Annotated in this window: 14 protein-coding genes and 1 tRNA gene; 7 read left to right on the top strand and 8 right to left on the bottom strand. The window is 66.8% G+C overall.

Features of this window, described 5'->3' with window-relative positions:
- Positions 1-12 precede the first annotated feature (12 nt).
- Positions 13-1,590 (bottom strand): lysine--tRNA ligase, encoded by a 1,578-nt coding sequence (locus CLV77_RS04040; protein ID WP_076979142.1) that lies wholly within the window; start codon positions 1,588-1,590, stop codon positions 13-15.
- 170 nt (positions 1,591-1,760) lie between these two features.
- Here CLV77_RS04040 and CLV77_RS04045 point away from each other — a divergent pair, with 170 nt between their 5' ends.
- The 3 genes from CLV77_RS04045 (at position 1,761) to CLV77_RS04055 (ending at position 5,386) form a co-directional block, all read left to right on the top strand.
- The gene (locus CLV77_RS04045; RefSeq protein WP_076979141.1) at positions 1,761-2,132 is read left to right on the top strand and encodes a tellurite resistance TerB family protein; all 372 of its coding nucleotides are present in this window, start codon (positions 1,761-1,763) and stop codon (positions 2,130-2,132) included.
- Between the two features lie 249 nt (positions 2,133-2,381).
- On the top strand, positions 2,382-4,667 hold the full coding sequence (locus tag CLV77_RS04050) for a glycosyl hydrolase family 28-related protein (RefSeq protein WP_233128151.1): 2,286 nt from the start codon (positions 2,382-2,384) through the stop codon (positions 4,665-4,667).
- An 83-nt stretch (positions 4,668-4,750) separates the two neighbouring features.
- Positions 4,751-5,386 carry a hemerythrin domain-containing protein gene (locus CLV77_RS04055; RefSeq protein ID WP_076979139.1) on the top strand — a complete coding sequence of 212 codons (636 nt, stop codon included), beginning with the start codon at positions 4,751-4,753 and terminating at the stop codon, positions 5,384-5,386.
- A 17-nt stretch (positions 5,387-5,403) separates the two neighbouring features.
- Here the strand turns inward: CLV77_RS04055 and CLV77_RS04060 are convergent, their stop codons facing one another.
- Positions 5,404-6,207: a hypothetical protein gene (locus CLV77_RS04060; RefSeq protein ID WP_076979138.1), complete on the bottom strand. Its 804-nt coding sequence runs from the start codon at positions 6,205-6,207 to the stop codon at positions 5,404-5,406.
- A gap of 72 nt (positions 6,208-6,279) precedes the next feature.
- Complete coding sequence (gene uvrB, locus CLV77_RS04065) at positions 6,280-8,481, bottom strand: excinuclease ABC subunit UvrB (protein ID WP_076979137.1); 2,202 nt, start codon at positions 8,479-8,481, stop codon at positions 6,280-6,282.
- Between the two features lie 283 nt (positions 8,482-8,764).
- On the opposite strand from uvrB, the gene CLV77_RS04070 reads away from it, so the two are divergent.
- The gene (locus CLV77_RS04070; protein WP_233128038.1) at positions 8,765-10,303 is read left to right on the top strand and encodes a SulP family inorganic anion transporter; all 1,539 of its coding nucleotides are present in this window, start codon (positions 8,765-8,767) and stop codon (positions 10,301-10,303) included.
- Positions 10,304-10,769: 466 nt separating this feature from the next.
- On the opposite strand, the gene CLV77_RS04075 is transcribed toward CLV77_RS04070, so the two are convergent.
- From CLV77_RS04075 to CLV77_RS04090, 4 genes are read right to left on the bottom strand one after another with little or no spacing between them, the layout of a single operon-like run.
- A complete protein-coding gene (locus CLV77_RS04075; protein WP_076979135.1) occupies positions 10,770-12,356 on the bottom strand; it encodes a gamma-glutamyltransferase family protein in 1,587 nt (528 codons plus the stop codon).
- 1 nt (position 12,357) lies between these two features.
- Positions 12,358-13,683 carry a TRAP transporter large permease gene (locus tag CLV77_RS04080; RefSeq protein ID WP_100053106.1) on the bottom strand — a complete coding sequence of 442 codons (1,326 nt, stop codon included), beginning with the start codon at positions 13,681-13,683 and terminating at the stop codon, positions 12,358-12,360.
- Positions 13,684-13,722: 39 nt separating this feature from the next.
- Positions 13,723-14,232, bottom strand: a complete 510-nt coding sequence (locus tag CLV77_RS04085) for a TRAP transporter small permease subunit (protein WP_076980988.1) — start codon at positions 14,230-14,232, stop codon at positions 13,723-13,725.
- Positions 14,233-14,240: 8 nt separating this feature from the next.
- Positions 14,241-15,320 (bottom strand): TRAP transporter substrate-binding protein, encoded by a 1,080-nt coding sequence (locus CLV77_RS04090; protein WP_076979134.1) that lies wholly within the window; start codon positions 15,318-15,320, stop codon positions 14,241-14,243.
- Between the two features lie 282 nt (positions 15,321-15,602).
- Here CLV77_RS04090 and CLV77_RS04095 point away from each other — a divergent pair, with 282 nt between their 5' ends.
- The 3 genes from CLV77_RS04095 (at position 15,603) to CLV77_RS04105 (ending at position 17,132) form a co-directional block, all read left to right on the top strand.
- Entirely contained in the window at positions 15,603-15,914 is a 312-nt protein-coding gene (locus CLV77_RS04095; protein WP_076979133.1) for an ETC complex I subunit, read from the top strand.
- A 154-nt stretch (positions 15,915-16,068) separates the two neighbouring features.
- A tRNA-Arg gene (locus tag CLV77_RS04100) sits at positions 16,069-16,145 on the top strand.
- A gap of 213 nt (positions 16,146-16,358) precedes the next feature.
- Positions 16,359-17,132 carry a GntR family transcriptional regulator gene (locus CLV77_RS04105; protein WP_083707689.1) on the top strand — a complete coding sequence of 258 codons (774 nt, stop codon included), beginning with the start codon at positions 16,359-16,361 and terminating at the stop codon, positions 17,130-17,132.
- Here the strand turns inward: CLV77_RS04105 and CLV77_RS04110 are convergent, their stop codons facing one another.
- Positions 17,133-17,963, bottom strand: a complete 831-nt coding sequence (locus CLV77_RS04110) for a DeoR/GlpR family DNA-binding transcription regulator (RefSeq protein WP_076979132.1) — start codon at positions 17,961-17,963, stop codon at positions 17,133-17,135. It abuts the gene before it with no gap.
- Positions 17,964-18,161: the final 198 nt, after the last annotated feature.

Consider the following 18,161-nt stretch of genomic DNA (forward strand, 5'->3'; position numbering starts at 1 on the left):
GTCGCTGTGGGCTCAGCCCAGCTTGCCGGCGAGGGCCGCGTCGATCAGGTCGGCGGTTTCGGTCACGCCGAAAAGGGCGATGAAGCCGCCAAAGCGCGGACCCTGGGTCGCACCCAGAAGCACCTCGTAGATCGCCATGAACCAGTCGCGCAGCTGCTCGAACCCGTGGTCCTTGCCGACGGCGAAGACCAGCGATTGCAGCTCCTCGGCATCGGTGCCGCCTTGCCAGTCGCGCAGGCGCCCGGCCAAGTCAGCCAGGGCCGCGCGCTCCTGCTCGGTCGGGGCGCGGTAGGTTTTCGCGGGACGCACGAAGTCGTTGAAGTACCGTACGGCGAACTCGGCCGCCCGGTCGAGGTCAGGGTGGCTTTCGGGCGTGGCCTCGGGGGCGTAGCGGTTGATGAACCCCCACAGGGCGGTCTTGTCCTCGGCCGAGGCGGCGGACGCCAGGTTCAGCAGCATGGCAAACGGTACCGTCAGGCTGGACACCGGCGGCTTGCCTTCGTGGATGTGCCAGACCGGGTTGGCCAGCTGCGATTTCAGGTCCTGCTCGGGGAAGGCGCGAAGCTGCTGGTGGTACTCGTCCACGGCCTTGGGGATCACGTCGAAGTAGAGCCGCTTGGCGGTCTTGGGCTTCTGATACATGAAATAGGACAGCGACTCGGGCGGGGCGTAGGTCAGCCACTCTTCCATCGACAGGCCGTTGCCCTTCGACTTCGAGATCTTCTGACCTTTCTCGTCGCCGAAAAGCTCGTAGGAGAGGCTTTCGGGCGGGGTCTCGCCCAGGGCCCGGCAGATCTTGGTCGACAGGGTGACCGAGTCGATCAGATCCTTGCCCGACATCTCGTAATCCACCCCCAGCGCGGCCCAGCGCAGGGCCCAGTCGGGTTTCCACTGCATCTTGACGTTGCCGCCGGTGACAGGGACTTCGACCCGCTCGCCGTCGGGCTCCTCGTAGACGATGGTGCCGCGCGACAGGTTCCGCTCAAGCGTCGGCACCTGGAGGACATGGCCAGTCTTGGGGCTGATGGGCAGGAAGGGCGAGTAGGTCGCCTGACGGTCTGCACCCAGAGAGGGCAGCATGATCTCCATGATCTTGTCGAACCGCTCCAGCGCGCGCAGCAGCATCTCGTCCAGCCTGCCCGAGGTGTAATACTCGGTCGCCGAGGCGAATTCATACTCGAACCCGAAGCTGTCGAGAAAGGCGCAGAGGCGGGCGTTGTTGTGCTGGGCAAAGCCCGCGTGGGTGCCGAAGGGATCGCGCACCTTGGTCAGGGGCAGGTTCAGATCCTCTTTCATCTGCTCCTGGTTGGGCACGTTGCCGGGTACCTTGCGCAGCCCGTCCATATCGTCCGAAAAGCACAGCAGCTTGGTGGGGATGTCCGACAGCGCCTCGAAGGCACGGCGGACCATCGTGGTGCGCTGCACCTCGCCGAAGGTGCCGATATGGGGCAGGCCCGACGGGCCATAGCCGGTCTGGAACAGCACGAACCCCTTTTCAGGGGGCGCCTTGGAATAGCGTTTGACCAGTCGGCGGGCCTCTTCGAAGGGCCAGGCTTTCGACGACATCGCAAGTTCACGCAATTCGGACATTTGTTAAGGCTTCCGGTCAATTCGTGGACCCCGTGTCCACAATCGGTCCACTCCCTATTGCCGCGGGGCGTGGGCGTCAATAATTTGGAAGGCAGAAGCCAACCAAGGAAGGCGAACCCGTGCCAGATACCCCCATCCAGCTGAGCCCCCAGGACTGTCTTGTCGCCCTCATGGTGGCGGTCTCGGCCTCGGACGAGACGATCCGCACCGCGGAACTGCTGTCGATCGAGCGGATGGTGAACTCGCTGCCGGTCTTCGCCGACTACGACGAGGCGCGGATGAAGGCGACTTCGGTCACGGTTCTCGACCTTTTCGAGAAGGAAGACGGGTTGGATACCCTGTTCGGGATGATCCACGACAGCCTGCCCGAACGGCTGTACGAGACGGCCTATGCGCTGGCCTGCGATGTCGCCGCCTCCGACGGGCTGTTGCAGGAGACCGAGCTGCAGCTTCTGGCCGAGATCCGCTATCAATTGGATATCAACCGCCTGCATGGCGCCGCGATCGAGCTGAGCGCGCGCGCCCGGCACATGACCCTCTAGGCGCCGCCAGGTTGTAACGGCCCGGGACGCGGGGTTTCCGGGGGCTGTGGTTAACGGCGTTTTAAGCCCACTCTGCTAGATCGCCGCCATCCGGGCTGCGCGCCCCGAGTCTTTCCTGACATCGACAATCGAGAACGGGGCCGGTCCGGCCCGCTTCCTGTGCCGCTTCTGGCCCCGGGGCGGCCGCGCGCCGCGTCCCCTGTCGGTCGGACCCGCGGCGCACGCCCCCAACATGGGGAACAGATGATCATGGCCAGCACCACTTCCGCCCAACTGATGCCGCCGCCCTTCGAGGACGGCCTTGCGGTCTATTCCAGCGGCGACGGCACGCCCGGGTCGGCCACCTACGACGGCGCCGCCAACGCCGCGCTGGTGACCGGCGACCAGGATTTCGGCTCCTGCCTCGAAATGCAGAAGACCCAGGCGGTCCAGAAACTGCGCTACATGGGCGAGACGCCCCTACTGCCCGGCTGCTACCTGAAGATTTCGGCCCGGGTGAAGGCGGTCAGCGGCAACCTTCCCAACGTGCGCGTTGCAGGCTGGGCGGGGGGTAGCGGCGGGGCCCATGTCACCGGCCTGACCGAGGTGGCGACCGCCACCACCCTCGACACATACGGCAAGGTCGTCACGGTCGAGGCGATCGTCGGGTCGGGCGCGCGCACGGGGGTCGAACTGGCCTGGGGGATCGAAACGCTTTATGGCCATTTCGGCCTGGACCTGACGGGTCCAGACGGCGGGCTGGTGCGGATCGACGACCTGATTGTCGAGGATGTCACCCAATCCTTCCTGCGCGAGATGATGGATATCGTGGACGTGCGCGACTATGGCGCGCGGGGGGACGGGACCACCGATGACAGCGCGGCCTTCGAGGCGGCGGACCTGGCGGCCGCGGGGCGCACGGTCCTGGTCTCGGACGGGGTTTTCCGGCTGGAAAGCAGCGTGACTTTCGACAGCCGGGTGCGGTTCCAGGGCACGCTGAGCATGCCCGACAGCGCGGTGCTGAGCCTGACGCGCAACTTCGACCTGCCGGCCTATATCGACGCCTTCGGCTCGGAGCAGCTGGCCTTTCGCAAGGCGTTTCAGGCGCTGCTGAACTTTTCCGACCATGAAAGCCTGGACCTTGGCGGCCGCCGCATCGATGTGGACGGGCCGATCGATATGCAGGCGGCGGTTAACGACAAGACCTCCTGGGCGATCCGGCGGGTGATCCGCAACGGGCAGCTCAACGCCGTGGCGGGCAGCGGCTGGACCCCCGATCAGGTGGTGGCGCAGGCCAGCTACGCGACCTCGGCCAACACGACGTTGTCGAATGTCTCGAACGTCGCGGGCATCGCCGTGGGCTCGCTGGTCGAGGGGGCGGGCGTCGGCCGCGAGGTCTATGTTCGCGACCGCAACGTCGCTGCCGGCACACTCACCCTCAGCCAGCCCCTGCACGCGGCGGCGGGCACCCAAAGCTATACCTTCACCCGCTTCAAATACATGCTGGATTTCACCGGCTTCGAATACCTTGCCAAGTTCTCGATCGAGGACGTGGAATTCCAGCTGGACGGCAAGGCGTCGGGCATCGCGCTGGCGCGCGACGGGGTCACCTTTCACCTGCGCGACTGTTTCATCACCAAGCCGGCGGACCGGGGCATCACCTCGATCGGGCGGGGGTGTCAGGGGATGCTGATCGACCAGTGCAACATGATCTCGTCCGAGCAGGCGCTGCGGGTGCAGGACCGGCGCACCGTGGCGATGAACACCAACGCCAACGACGTGAAGGTCCGCGACTCGCGCATCGTCAAGTTCAAGCATTTCGCGGTGATGAACGGCGGCTCGCACCTGTTCGTGGGCAACCACTGGTTCCAGGGCGACGACGAAAGCGGCGGCACGCGAACGGCGGGGCTGGTCCTGACGCAGCCCAATTGCTCGACGGTGATCACCGGTAACTACATCGACAACAATGCCATCGAATGGACGAACGAGCATGACAGCGCGCCCGAGCATTCGGCCGAGTTCTCCTTCGGGGCGCTGACGCTGACGGGGAACAATTTCTACTCGCTCAACTCGGGAAGCTGGTTCCGCTGGCTGATCATCAAGCCCCATGGCGGGGGTCATTACATCCACGGGCTGACCATTCGGGGGAACACGTTCAAGGCCATCAACGGCAACCTCGATCGCCCCGAGATGGTCGACGAAAGCATCGCGACCCTGGACCGCAGCCGGTTCCGCAACATCGTGGTCGAGGCCAACACCTTCAACGGCATCGACCAGATCATCGGCAATCCCACCATCCAGTATCATGAGCAGAACACCGCGTCAGATGCGTGGACTGTGGATTTTTCAGGCTACCTTCCATTCGACGGATCGGCCCGGACGGTTCAGTCGGTCGTGCGCCACAACAGCTTTCGCGATGCGGGCGGCGGCCGGGTGTTTCCGGGCTGGGACGTGAATACGCAGCAGGGCGCCAATGGCGACCAGGTCAGGGTGAACTGGTCCCAGCCGGTGACAGGAAAGGTCTGGGTGACGGCGCGCTGCGACAACCCGAACTGACGCCTCGGGTGCGATGTGCTAGGCTGGGCCACGGCCCCCGCGCGCAGGGGGCGACGGGCAGCTCTGGGGAGAGGGGCAAGATGATGGAGTCACTTCCACTGCGCGACCGCGACGGTCTTCCCGACGCGCTGCGGACCCTTCTGGCCGATTACCCGCGCGAGGCCTGGGAACAGCACCCGCAATTCACCGGCCTCGTTCAATTCTGGCTGGAGCGTCACATGATGTTCCGCCAGCTTGAGGAGCTTATGGGCCGGGACCTGCAGGCGGTGCTGGAACGCCAGGCGGACCCCGCGATCAGCGCCCGGCGACTGGGCCGGTTCGGCGGCATGCTGGTGCAGCAGCTGAACGGCCACCACCAGATCGAGGATCTGCATTACTTCCCCCTTCTGACCGAGCTGGAGCCGCGCCTGGAGCGCGGCTTCGAGATGCTGGAACGGGACCACGACGCGCTGGACGGCCTTTTGGCCGAGTTCGCGCGGGAGGCCAATTCGGCCATCGTTGCGATGGCCGGGCATGGCTCACTGCCGGTGCACGGGCCAGGGGGTTCGGGACCACAGGGCGACGCCCGGGAAGGGGCGCTGGACGATCCGCGCCCGGCGGTGGACCGCTTCGCCAGCCAGCTTGAGAGTTTCCGAAGCCTTCTGGAGCGGCACCTGCTGGACGAGGAGGATCTTGTCGTGCCGGTAATCCTTGCGGCGGATCCGGCGGCGCTGGCCTGACGGGCGCGGAAGGAAGATCAGAACTCGACCCAGCTTCCGATTTTCAGCGCGGTGCGCCGGGGCGCGCGGGCGTCGAACGCCAGCGCCAGTTCCAGATGCACTCGGCGCGACAGGCGTCGCACGTGGGTGGGGACGATCCGCAAGCGCGGGCGCGCCCCTGGGTAGCGATTGGCCTGAAGCTGCACGAACCACAGGCGGTCGCGATCGGCCCTGATCCCCAGCGTGGTGTCCATCTTCCAGATGGCCCGGTCGCCCGGTGACAGGGCGGCGCTTGCATCGAGCGCCAGCCAGCCGTGGCGCGACCCCAGCGACAACCCCCGGCCCAGATGCAAGGCGGGCCGGATGACGGGCCGGGCGCGGCCGATCTTGCCGCCCGTCACCCCGTGGAAGCCCAGTGCCAGCGACCAGGCGGCGCGGATTTCGGAGGGGTTGGGGATGGCCCCGCGCAGGAAGAAGAGGGCCTGCCACCGTCCCCCCGGCGGGCCGGTCGGCTTGCCCGCCTCGATCCCCACTGTCAGGTTGCCGCCCAGCCCCTGTTCCATGAGAAAGCCGGCATAGCCCGTCAGCGTGCCGCCCGGCTGACGAACCAGCTCCTGCGAGAGGGAGATGAAGCGCCGCCCCTCCTCGCGGGGCCAGGCGCCGGCGGCGGCTGGGGGTGGGGACAGCAGCAATAGGCCAAGCGCACCTGGCACAAGGGCGCGGCGCAGGGCCCCGGCGGCAAGGGTGGCAAGGCGCGCGGCGGCGGATGCCGCGACGCGCGCCGCAAGGGCCTGCCGCCCCGAGGGAACCTTTCTGTCAGAAACCGATGCCCTGCGCCCCATGGCCCCCTCCGTTGATCAGAGGAGGGTGGGGGCATCGCGGTTAACGGCAGCTTAAAGATGGTGGCACCCGGCTCAGCCCTTGCGCCGCCGCTTGACGTTGCCGCCCCGCATGCCGCCACGCCCGGCCGTGGACCGGCCCGAGGCCTTTTGCGCGGCATCGACCGCCCGGTCGACCGCCTGCTGGCGGGCCAGGGGATCGTCGCTGACCACCAGATCGACGGTTTCCAGCCGCTTGACCTCGTCGCGCAGGCGGGCGGCCTCTTCGAACTCGAGGTTCTCGGCGGCCTTGCGCATCTTGTCGCGCAGCCCGTCCAGATGGGCCTGAAGGTTTGCACCGGCCATCGGCGCGTCGATCTTGGCGGTGACGCGGTTCATGTCCACGTCGCCCTGATAGAGGCCGGCCAAAATATCCTCGACGTTCTTCTTGACGGTGGCGGGGGTTATGCCGTGTTCGGTGTTGTAGGCGATCTGCTTTTCGCGCCGACGCTCGGTCTCGCGCATGGCGCGTTCCATGCTGCCGGTGATGCGGTCGGCGTAAAGGATCGCGCGGGCGTCCACGTTCCGCGCGGCCCGGCCGATGGTCTGGATCAGCGAGGTTTCCGAGCGCAGGAAGCCTTCCTTGTCGGCATCAAGGATCGCGACCAGCCCGCATTCGGGAATATCCAGACCCTCGCGCAGAAGGTTGATGCCGATCAACACGTCGAACGCCCCCAGCCGCAGGTCGCGCAGGATCTCGATGCGTTCCAGCGTGTCGATGTCGCTGTGCATGTAGCGCACCTTGATGCCCTGTTCATGCATGTATTCGGTCAGATCCTCGGCCATGCGCTTGGTCAGGGTGGTGACCAGCGTGCGGTAGCCGGCGGCGGTGACGCGGCGCACCTCGTCCAGCAGGTCGTCGACCTGCGTGCCGACGGGGCGGATCTCGATCTCGGGGTCCAGAAGGCCGGTGGGGCGGATCACCTGTTCGGTGAAGACGCCGCCGGCCTGCTCCAGCTCCCACCCGGCGGGGGTCGCGCTGACGAAGACCGATTGCGGGCGCATGGCGTCCCATTCCTCGAACTTGAGGGGGCGGTTGTCCATGCAGGACGGCAGGCGGAACCCGTGCTCGGCCAGCGTGAACTTGCGCCGGTAGTCGCCTTTATACATGCCGCCGATCTGGGGCACGCTGACGTGGGACTCGTCGGCGAAGACGATGGCGTTGTCGGGAATGAATTCGAACAGGGTGGGGGGCGGCTCTCCGGGGGCGCGGCCGGTGAGGTAGCGCGAGTAGTTCTCGATGCCGTTGCAGACGCCCGTGGCCTCCAGCATCTCGATGTCGAAATTGGTGCGCTGCTCCAGCCGCTGGGCTTCCAGCAGCTTGCCGTCGGCCACAAGCTGGTCCAGCCGCTGGCGCAGCTCTTTCTTGATCGAATTGACGGCCTGTTTCATCGTCGGCTTGGGCGTGACGTAGTGCGAGTTGGCGTAGACGCGGATCTGCTGGAACGTGTCGGTCTTCTCGCCGGTCAGGGGGTCGAACTCGGTGATGCTTTCCAGCTCGTTGCCGAAGAACGACAGCCGCCAAGCGCGACTGTCGAGGTGGGCGGGAAAGATCTCGAGGCTGTCGCCCCGCACCCGGAAGGTGCCGCGCTGGAACGCCTGATCGTTGCGGCGATACTGCTGCGCCACCAGATCGGCGATGATCGCCCGCTGGTCGTATTCCTGACCCGCGATCAGATCCTGGGTCATGGCCCCATAGGTTTCCACCGAACCGATACCGTAGATGCACGAGACCGAGGCCACGATGATCACGTCATCGCGTTCCAGAAGCGCCCGCGTGGCCGAGTGGCGCATCCGGTCGATCTGTTCGTTGATCTGGGATTCCTTCTCGATATAGGTGTCCGAGCGGGGCACGTAGGCCTCGGGCTGGTAGTAGTCGTAGTAGCTGACGAAATACTCGACCGCGTTGTCGGGGAAGAAGCCCTTGAACTCGCCGTAAAGCTGGGCGGCAAGGGTCTTGTTCGGCGCCAGGATGATCGCCGGGCGCTGGGTCTCCTCGATGATCTTGGCCATCGTGAAGGTCTTGCCCGTGCCCGTGGCGCCCAGCAGGACCTGATCCCGCTCGCCGGCCATGACGCCGGCCGACAGCTCGGCAATCGCCGTCGGCTGGTCGCCGGCGGGGCTGAACTCGGTCTCCAGCTTGAAGCGGCGACCGCCCTCCAGTTTCTTGCGGTTGCGCACGTCGGGCGCGGGCGCGTGCATCACCGGCATGGAGCGGTCGGTATGGGCATGGGGCATGTGGCGGTCTCCTTGCGCCTAACTTGAGGCCTTTCGCCGGGCAATCAAGGGGCTTCGGCCCAAGGCGCCGCCCCGCAGACCGGGATGACCCCACGCGCATAGCGGCAATTCGCCGCTTGGCACTGGCCGGCAGGGTTCGTGTGCTATAGAGCGCGCGGAAACCCTTGCACAGATCGACGCCACCTTCACAAACGGAGGACCCGCCGCCGTGGTCAAAACCTCGCTTGCCCTTTTCACCGAGAACTTCGCCCGCAGCGGCACCACCGACTGGGGGCCCGCGCGCATCCGGACCGAGGTGCTTTCGGGCCTGACCGTGGCGCTGGCGCTGGTGCCCGAGGCGGTGGCCTTCGCCTTCGTCGCCGGGGTGCACCCGCTGGTCGGGCTTTATGCGGCCTTTATCGTGGGCCTGATCACGGCGCTGATCGGGGGACGGCCGGGCATGATCTCGGGTGCGACGGGCGCCTTGGCGGTGGTGATGGTCAGTCTGGTCGCGCAGCACGGGGTCGAATACCTATTCGCGACGGTGGTTCTGATGGGGATCCTGCAAATCGGCGCGGGGATCTTCCGGCTGGGCAAGTTCATCCGTCTGGTGCCGCACCCGGTGATGCTGGGCTTTGTCAACGGTCTGGCGATCGTGATCTTCATGGCGCAGCTGTCGCAGTTCCAGGTGCCGGGCTCGGCCACGTCGGCCAGCCACGGGCTGGCGTCGGGGCAGTGGCTTTCGGGCTTTCCGCTGGTTCTGATGTTGGCGCTGGTGGCGCTGACGATGGCGATCATCTGGATCCTGCCGCGTTTCACCACAGTGATCCCCGCTCCCCTTGCCGGCATCGGCATCGTCGCGCTGCTGGTGATCGGCTTCGGGCTTGATGTGCCGCGGGTCGGGGATCTGGCCTCGATCGAGGGCGGGCTGCCGGCCTTCCACATCCCCACGGTGCCCCTGAACTGGGAAACCTTCCAGATCATCCTGCCCTATGCGCTGATCCTTGCGGCGATCGGCCTGATCGAAAGCCTGCTGACCCTGAACCTTGTGGGCGAGATCACCGGCGAGAAAGGTGGCGCCAGTCAGGAATGCGTGGCCCAGGGCGTGGCCAACACCGTGACCGGCTTCTTTGGCGGCATGGGCGGCTGTGCCATGATCGGCCAGTCGATGATCAACGTGAAATCCGGCGGCCGGACCCGGCTTTCCGGGGTGACGGCGGCGGTCTTCCTGCTGATCTTCATCCTTTTCGCCTCGGGTCTGATCGAGCTGATCCCCCTTGCGGCACTGGTGGGCGTGATGTTCATGGTCGTCATCGGCACCTTCGCGTGGCGCAGCCTGACGATCCTGCGCAAGATCCCCCTGACGGATGCGCTGGTGATGCTGCTTGTGACCGTGACGACGGTGCTGACCGACCTTGCCATCGCGGTGGTGGTGGGCGTCATTGTCTCGGCGCTGGCCTATGCCTGGAACAACGCGACCCGCATCCACGCCCGCACCCAGACCGACGATCTGGGCGCCAAGGTCTACCGGATCGAGGGGCCGCTTTTCTTCGGGTCGACCCAGGGCTTCGCCGACCTCTTCACCCCCGAGGCGGACCCCGATCTTGTGGTGGTGGATTTCGCCGACAGCCGTGTCGTCGACCAATCCGCCCTTCAGGCGATCGAGGCGCTGGCCGAGCGATACGAGGCCGAGGGCAAGACCCTACAACTGCGCCATCTTTCGCGCGATTGCCACCGCCTGCTGAAGCGGGCGGGCCAGCTGGTGGCCGAGGCCGGGGATGACCCGGATTATGGGCTGGCGGTCAATTACGGGGTGCGGACGGGCATCCTGGGCGGGCACTGACCCAAACGAGATCTTTCGATCCGGTTAAGCGTGGGCAGGAAATTCGAAGGTATTACAGACACTTGTAATCTTTGATTTCTTGTCTGCCTGAGCCGCTTGACCTAACGTGAGGTTGCAAGCAGTGACGATGGCGACCCGGCAGGTGTAGCACCCGCCTCACCCCCTCGCTCCCACATCTGACGGGCGCCATCGTCTCCTTGCACAGCCCCTCAACGGCGCGTTCCCTTTGCGCCCGGTTCCGCACTGGTGCGGAAAGGGGGGGCAGGGAAGCCGCTTTCGGCATCCGCCTCCCATCCTCTGCGATGACCAGTCCTATTCGGCGTGTCTCGGCGTGCTCGTCCCCGGACAGACACCGGTGGCCCGGGCAGGGACGCCTGGCCCCTCACCACATCAATGAACAGGAAGCCATCCGCGCCGTCGGCGCGGGCGTCCGGTCAGAAGCTCAGCCGATCAGAAGCCCAGCCAATCAGAAGCTCAGCGCGGCGCCGTCTGCGCGGGGGTCGGTCGCGGTCTCGACCAGGCCGCCGGCATGGCGCACCACGGCACCCGCGTGCCCCGTCAGGTCGCTGAAGCCGGGCAGCATCTCGACCTGGTGGCCCGCCTGGCGCAGCTTCTCGACCAGAGCCGGGTCGACGCGGTCCTCGATCTTCAGCGAGGTCGTGTCATCTCCCCAGGTCTTCCCAAGCAGCCAGCGCGGCGCGGTGATCGCCTGTTGCAGGTCCATGCCGAACTGCACGTGGCGGGTGAAGACCGCGGCCTGAGTCTGAGGCTGTCCTTCGCCGCCCATGGTGCCATAGGCCATCACCCGACCGTCGCGCAGATGCGCCAGCGCCGGGTTCAGCGTGTGGAAGGGGCGCCGCCCCGGGCCAAGCTGGTTCGGCCCCTCGTGGAGGGTGAAGCCCGCGCCGCGGTTCTGGAAGAACACGCCCGTCTCGGGGCAGGTCAGCCCCGATCCGAATTCCCAGAACACGCTCTGGATGAAGCTGACGACCGTGCCGTCGCTGTCGGTGGCGCCCATCCAGATCGTATCGCCCTCGGCCGGCTCGTAGGGCCAGGCAAGGGCCCGTTCAGGATCGATCCGCGCAGCCATGGCGTCGAGCGCCGGGGCGGTCAGCCACTCCTGCGCCGGCACCGTCATGTGGGCGGGATCGCCCAGCTCGGCGTTGCGGCGGATGAAGGCCTGTTTGGTGGCCTCGATCAGCCCGTGCAGATGGGCGAACCCCTCGCCCTGGCTGACACCCAGCCGGTCGAAGATCCCGAGGATCCCGAGGGAGGCGACGCCTTGGGTCGGCGCCGTCATGTTGAACAACTGGCCCGCCGAGGTCTCGAGCGTCAGGGGCGTCACCTGCCGTGCCTCGAACCCCGCCAGATCGTCGGCGCGCAGGGGGCTGCCCTCGGCCTCGAGGAAGGCAGCGTGGGTCTGCGCCAGGGGCCCTTGGTAAAAGCTGCGCAGGCCATTCTCGGCCAGGTGGCGAAGCGTGCCGCCCAGGGCGGCCTGCACCAGCCGGTCGCCGGCGCGGGGCGGCGCCCCGTCCAGCAGGAAGGTCGGCGCAAAGCCGGTCACGTCGCGCAGGCCCGCCAGCTTGTCGGTGGTGCAATCGGCCTGGTTGCCGGTGACGGCGATTCCGCCCTCCGCGTGGCCGATCGCGTCGGCCAGAAGCACCGAGAGGGGCAGGCGCCGTTCGGCGGGCACCAGCGACAGGGCCTTCTCCCAGCCGCTGATTGTGCCCGGGACGGTCAGCGCCGCCAGCCCGCCACGGGCGGGAATTGCCGTCTCATGCCCGTGACGGGCGTAGAACTCCGGCGTCGCCAGTGCCGCCGCCGTGCCGCAGGCCGAGATGCCGACGGGCGCGGTGCCCGGACGGTGGATGATCCAGAACCCGTCGCCGCCGATCCCGTTCATGTGCGGGTAGGTGACCGCGATGGTGGCGGCGGCCGCGACCATCGCCTCGATCGCGGTGCCGCCCTGGGCAAGGATGTCGCGGCCCGCCAGCGCGGCGGCCCGATGGGGGGCGGTCATGCCGCCGTTCAGTCCAAGGGATGCTTTGAGCATGTTACCACCCGATAGCTTCGGGTAGCCACAGGGCCAGAGCCGGATAGAAGAAGACCAGCGCCACGCCGACGAGCTGGATTGCGATGAAGGGCAGCACGCCGCGATAGATGTCCCCGGTCGAGACCTCGGGCGGGGCGACCCCCTTGAGGAAGAAAAGTGCCCAGCCGAAAGGCGGTGTCAAGAACGAGGTTTGCAGGTTCACGCCCACCAGGATCGCGATCCAGGCCATGTCCACCCCGGCCTGGTGGAAGATCGGCAGAAAGAGCGGCAGGGCGATGTAGGAAATCTCGATCCACTCAAGGAAAAAGCCCAGCACAAAGAGGATCAGCATCAGGAACAGGATCTGCCCGTCCAGCCCGCCCGGCACCAGGGCAAAGCTGTCCTGGACCATGCGCTCGCCGCCCAGGCCGCGGAAGGCAAGGCCGAAGGGTTGGGCGAAGATGAGGATGAGGAAGACCATGGCGCTGGTGACGAAGGCCGCGCGCACCGCCCCGGTCAGCACCTTGCGGTTCAGCCGCCCGGCCATCGCCGCCAGCACCACGCTGCCCAACGCCCCCATTGAGGCGGCTTCGGTCGGTGCCGCCACCCCGCCGATGATCGAGCCCAGAACCAGAACGATCAGGGCAATGGGCGGCAGCACCACCTTCACCAGCTTGCCCGCCAGAGCGCGGGGCGAGGTCAACGCCCGCTCCGCCGCCGGGATGGCCGGCACCGCCGCCGGCCGCACCAGTCCGAGGACAAGCACGTAGGCCACGAAAAGCCCCGCCAGCATCAGCCCCGGGATCAGCGCCGCCGCGAACAGGGTGCCCACCGACTCGCCCATGATGTCGGCCAGCAGGATCAGCACCAGGCTGGGCGGGATGATCTGGCCCAGTGTCCCCGAGGCGCAGATCACCCCGGAGGCCACGCCCGCGTCGTAGCCGCGGTTGATCAGCGGGCCCAGGGCGATCAGCCCCATGGTCACCACCGTCGCCCCCACCACGCCCGAGGCCGCGCCCATCAGCACCCCAACCAGGATGATCGCCAGCGCCATGCCGCCGCGCAGCCCGCCCATGGCCAGGCCGATGACCTCTATCAGGTCCTCGGCTATTCGGGATTTTTCCAGCATTATGCCCATGAATATGAACAGTGGCAGCGCCAGCAGCGTGTAGTTCGTCACCACCCCGAAGACCCGCGCGGGCAGCAGGGTGAACAGCATCGTGCCGAAGCCGAGGTAGCCGAAGACCAGGCCGGTGGCGCCCAGGCAGATGGCCACCGGAAACCCGATCAGGAGCATCACGAAGAAAGCGCCGATCATGCACAGCGCCAAGATTTCAGTATAGGGCAAGGGGGTCTCGATCTTTGTCAGGTGTATCGGGAAGGGGCGTCAGGGCCGGCGGGCGAGAAGCCGTTGCAGCGCTTCGCCCAGCATGGCTACCGCTTGCAGCGCCAGCAGCGCGAAGGCGATCGGAAGCACGGATTTCAGCAGGTAGCGATAGCCCAGCCCGCCGGGATCCGGTGAGCCCTCGTTGATCGAGTAGCTGCTTTGCACATAGGCCAGGCTGAGCCACGCGATGATGAGAGAGATGGCCATCAGCAACAGCGCCGCGCCCGTGTCGATCAGGGCCTGCCGGCGCGACGACATGCGGGCGTAAAAGATGTCGACCCGCACCTCGCCCCCCTGGTTCAGCCCGTAGGACATCCCCAGGAGTGCCGCCGCGCTCATCAGGTGCCACTCGGCTTCCTGAAGGGCGACGCTGCCGAAGCCGAAGAGGTAACGGGCCAGCACGTTGAAGCTGACGACGCAGACCAGCGCCAGCCCGAGCCAGGCGCTGATCTGTCCGATGTGGCGCACGAGGGCGGAGGCCCCGTGCGCCAGGATTGCGACCGTGCGCATCATCGCCCTCAGGACGGCAGCGCGAAGAGCGGGGCCTCGGAGATCCGGGACCACGCCTGGTGCTCGGCTTTGAAGGCCATGAAGGCGTCATGCACCTTGCGGGTGGCGGGATCGGCAGCGGCGCCCTCCTCGAGCACCTTGTCGGTGACCGATTTCAGCTCTGCCACCACGTCTTCGGGCAGCACGTCGGCGATCACGCCCTCGTTCTCGACCAGATCCTTCAGGGCCGCGGCATTGTTGGCCTCGGACCAGGCATGGCTTTCGAGGTTGCAGGCCATGGCGGCGGTCTCGACGATGGCTTTCAGATCGTCGGGCAGGCTGTCCCAGGCCGCCTTGCCGATCAGCAGCTCGGTGGTGTTCGACGGCTCGTGCCAGCCGGTGGTGTAGTAGTATTTCGCGGCGTTCTGCAGGCCCAGGCGCCGGTCCTGGTAGGGGCCCACGAACTCGGCCGCGTCGATCACACCACGCTCGAGCGCGGGGAAGATCTCGCCGCCCGGAAGCAGTTTCACGTCGACTCCAAGCTGGGCATAGACCTTGCCGGCCAGGCCCGGGATACGCATCTTCAGCCCGTCGAAATCGGCGACCGTCTCGATCGGCTTGCGGAACCAGCCGGTCATCTGCACGCCGGTGTTGCCCATCGGCAGGGCCTTCATGCCCAGCGGCGCGTAAAGCTCGTCCCACAGCTCCATGCCGCCGGCGTGGTAGAGCCAGGCGTTCATCCCCTGGAAGTTCAGGCCGAAGGGCACGGTGGTGAAATACTGGGCCGCCGGCAGCTTGCCCGCCCAGAAATAGGCGTTGGCGGCGTTCATCTCGACCGCGCCCGAGCGCACGGCGTCAAACCCTTCGAGGGCGGGGATCAGCTCGCCGGCGGCGAAATGCTGGATTGTCAGCCGTCCGTCGGACATGGCGGCGACCTTCTTGCAGAAGTCGGTCGGGCTGCCGGGCCCCTCGACGTAGAAGGGCGAGCCGGGCCCGTAGGCGTTGGTCATCTTCCAGTTGAAGGAGGTCTGCGCCCGGGCGATCGAGGGCGCGGCGAGGGGGGCCGCGGCCAGCGTGGTCCCGGCGGCGATGAACTTGCGTCGATGCATTCCGAAAACTTTCTTGTTGGTCGGCTTCAGGTGCGCTCAGCCACACCGCTGGCCGGCGACAACACAAGGCGCCGCGCCCGGCGGCAGGGGGCAAAAGCGCGCGTTTGCCCGCAATCTGCGCAAGGGGCAGGCGGATGCGCGAAAAATCGGCGCTTGCGTCACGGGGCTGCCCGTGCCCGGCCGCCACCCGATCCCCGCCGCACCCGCACTGGCCGCGTCATGTCCCCCTCTTGATCCGGTGGCGGGGTTCGGGGATAACGGGCCAGCAAGCGGAGGATTTTCATGCGCGCACGGATTTTTCAGCCGGCCCGATCGGCCACCTCCTCGGGGATGGCCAAGACCAGAAGCTGGTATCTTGAGTTTCTGCCCGCCGACGCCCGCGAGGTGGATCCGCTGATGGGCTGGACCAGCTCCGGCGATACCCAGTCGCAGGTCCGGCTGAAGTTCGACAGCTGCGAGCAGGCCCAGGAATACGCCCGCGATCACGGGATCGACGCGGTGGTCATGCAAAGCCACAAGCGCCGCCCCAACATCCGCGGCGGCGGCTATGGCGAGAATTTCGCCACCAACCGCCGGACCGTCTGGACCCACTGACACCCAGCCCGCGCCGCAGCGGCCGGTAGCCCGCCCCCGTACGGGGCGGTCAGGACGCGTGCGGCCGGGGCCGGGTCTGCCCCCGGTGTTCGGCGTCCGCCACCGGAAGCTTGGCCTTGATCTTGCCCGGCCCCTCTTGCAAAGAAGGCCCAGCGGTCCCGTAGCTCAACAGGATAGAGCAGCTGACTTCTAATCAGCAGGTTCGGGGTTCGAGTCCTCGCGGGATCGCCAGCCATCACATGCCATACCGGATGCCGCGCCCTCTCTGGCATGTCGGCAACAGCATCGGGCGGAAAATAAAAAATCAGATCCCTGGGAAACGCCCGGATTTACATGGTTTGCACCTTGCAACTATGATCGGCGGGCGCTGTGGGTCGCGCCGGGCCCCGGTGGCGCACCGGACGGGTTTCGCACCTGCCGGTCTTCGCACTGGAGGAAGAGCGAATGCCAGTCACCAAAACCCCGACCCCCGGGCGACACAAGCTCAGCCGTCGCGGCAAGCTCATCATCAACCGCCAGCCCTTGCACATGCAGGTCGCCGACAGCATCCGCGCCATGATCGTGGCCGGCCGCTTCGCCGGCGGAGAGAAGGTTCCGGGCAACGAGCTGGCCGATGAGCTGGGCGTTTCACTGACGCCGTTGCGCGAGGCGCTGAAGGTCCTGGCGGGCGAACATCTGATCGAGCTGACGCCGAACCGGGGTGCCCGCGTGACCCCCGTCACCATCGACGAGACCCGGCATCTTTTCGAGGTGCTGGCCGGGCTTGAGGCGCTGGCGGCCGAACTGGCGGCGGCGCGCATCACCCCCACGCAGCTGCGCCGGATCAGCCAGAACCACGAGGAGATGCGACGGCATTTCGAGACCGGCGACCGGGCGAAGTATTTCGACGCCAACCGCCGCATCCACGATCTGGTGGTGGAATATGCTGAGAACCCGATCCTCAGCCAGCTGCGGTCGCAGCTGTCGGTGCGGGCGGAGCGGGCGCGATTCCTGTCCGTCGCCGTCGGCACCGGGCGCGGATTGGCGATGAGCGATCACGAGCTGCTGGTCGAGGCCCTGAGCCGCGGCGACGGGGCCGAGGCGCACCGGGTCTGGCGCAAGCACCTGCTGCGCTCGGGCGAGGAGTGCTGTGCCGTGCTGCGCCACGAGGCGTCGCAGCCCGTGGCCGGAGACGACGCGCAGGCACCCGCGCCGCCGGCCCCCGATCCCATCCCCTGATCAGCCGCGCGCAGCCTCGCCCCGTTGTCCCGTCGCCGGGGCAGTCGCCGGATCCTCCGACCCGCGCCCCTCGCTTGCGATCCGTAACCGCGTGCCCCAGCTGGCGCAGCGCCCGGTCAGGTCGCGGGGCAGGGGGCGGTCGGTGAAGAACGTGTCGATCTCGGAGAGGGAGGCGATCCGCGCCGGCGCACTGCGCTGAAACTTGGAATGGTCCGCCACCAGAAAGCTGCGCCGGGCCTGGCGGATGATGGTCTGACTGACATGCACCTCCTGCACGTCGAAATCCAGCAGATCCCCCTCGGCATCCAGGGCCGAACAGCCGATGACCGCGAAATCGAATTTGAACTGGTTGATCGTGTCGATGGTCAGGTTGCCCACCAGCCCCCCGTCCGATCGCCGCAGGGTGCCGGCGGCGACGATCACCTGGCAATCGGGATTCGACACCAGGATGTTGGCCACGTTCATGTTGTTGGTGATGACCAGCAGGTCGCGGTGGTCCAGCAACTCGCGGGCGACAGCCTCGGTCGAGGTGCCAATGTTCAGAAAGACCGAGGCGCTGTCGGGGATCTCGCGGGCGCAGGCGCGGGCGATGGCGGATTTCGCTGGGTGGTTCAGGACGCGCCGGTCCTCATAGCCGATGTTCGACACGCCCGAGGGCAGGACCGCGCCACCATGGACCCGCTCCAACCGACCGGCCTCGGCCAGCTCGGCCAGGTCCCGGCGGATGGTCTGGACGGTGACGCCGAAACGTTCGGCCAACCCCTCGACGGTGACCTTTCCCTCGGCGCGGGCGATATCCAGGATTTCCGGGTGGCGCAGGGTCTGGGACAAGATGATGTTCCTTTTGCTTCGTCGCATCCTTGGCGAAATCCCGCGAAGAGGCAAGGGTGACGCCGAAAACGGCCCGATTTTTGAAATATGCCCTGTTAAACAAGGTTGGATAGCCCGACCCGGGGGCTGACCTTCGTCCCGTCCAACGTTCGGAATAATGTTCGCTTTGATCTTGATCGAACATCAATACCCTTTGAA

Source organism: Brevirhabdus pacifica (assembly GCF_002797755.1).
Lineage (GTDB): Bacteria > Pseudomonadota > Alphaproteobacteria > Rhodobacterales > Rhodobacteraceae > Brevirhabdus > Brevirhabdus pacifica.

Coding starts and splice junctions, on each gene's coding strand:
- CLV77_RS04040 (WP_076979142.1), bottom strand. CDS start 1,590: ATGTCCGAATTGCGTGAACTTGCGATGTCGTCGAAAGCCTGGCCCTTC.
- CLV77_RS04045 (WP_076979141.1), top strand. CDS start 1,761: ATGGTGGCGGTCTCGGCCTCGGACGAGACGATCCGCACCGCGGAACTG.
- CLV77_RS04050 (WP_233128151.1), top strand. CDS start 2,382: ATGGCCAGCACCACTTCCGCCCAACTGATGCCGCCGCCCTTCGAGGAC.
- CLV77_RS04055 (WP_076979139.1), top strand. CDS start 4,751: ATGGAGTCACTTCCACTGCGCGACCGCGACGGTCTTCCCGACGCGCTG.
- CLV77_RS04060 (WP_076979138.1), bottom strand. CDS start 6,207: ATGGGGCGCAGGGCATCGGTTTCTGACAGAAAGGTTCCCTCGGGGCGG.
- uvrB (WP_076979137.1), bottom strand. CDS start 8,481: ATGCCCCATGCCCATACCGACCGCTCCATGCCGGTGATGCACGCGCCC.
- CLV77_RS04075 (WP_076979135.1), bottom strand. CDS start 12,356: ATGCTCAAAGCATCCCTTGGACTGAACGGCGGCATGACCGCCCCCCAT.
- CLV77_RS04085 (WP_076980988.1), bottom strand. CDS start 14,232: ATGCGCACGGTCGCAATCCTGGCGCACGGGGCCTCCGCCCTCGTGCGC.
- CLV77_RS04090 (WP_076979134.1), bottom strand. CDS start 15,320: ATGCATCGACGCAAGTTCATCGCCGCCGGGACCACGCTGGCCGCGGCC.
- CLV77_RS04095 (WP_076979133.1), top strand. CDS start 15,603: ATGCGCGCACGGATTTTTCAGCCGGCCCGATCGGCCACCTCCTCGGGG.
- CLV77_RS04105 (WP_083707689.1), top strand. CDS start 16,359: ATGCCAGTCACCAAAACCCCGACCCCCGGGCGACACAAGCTCAGCCGT.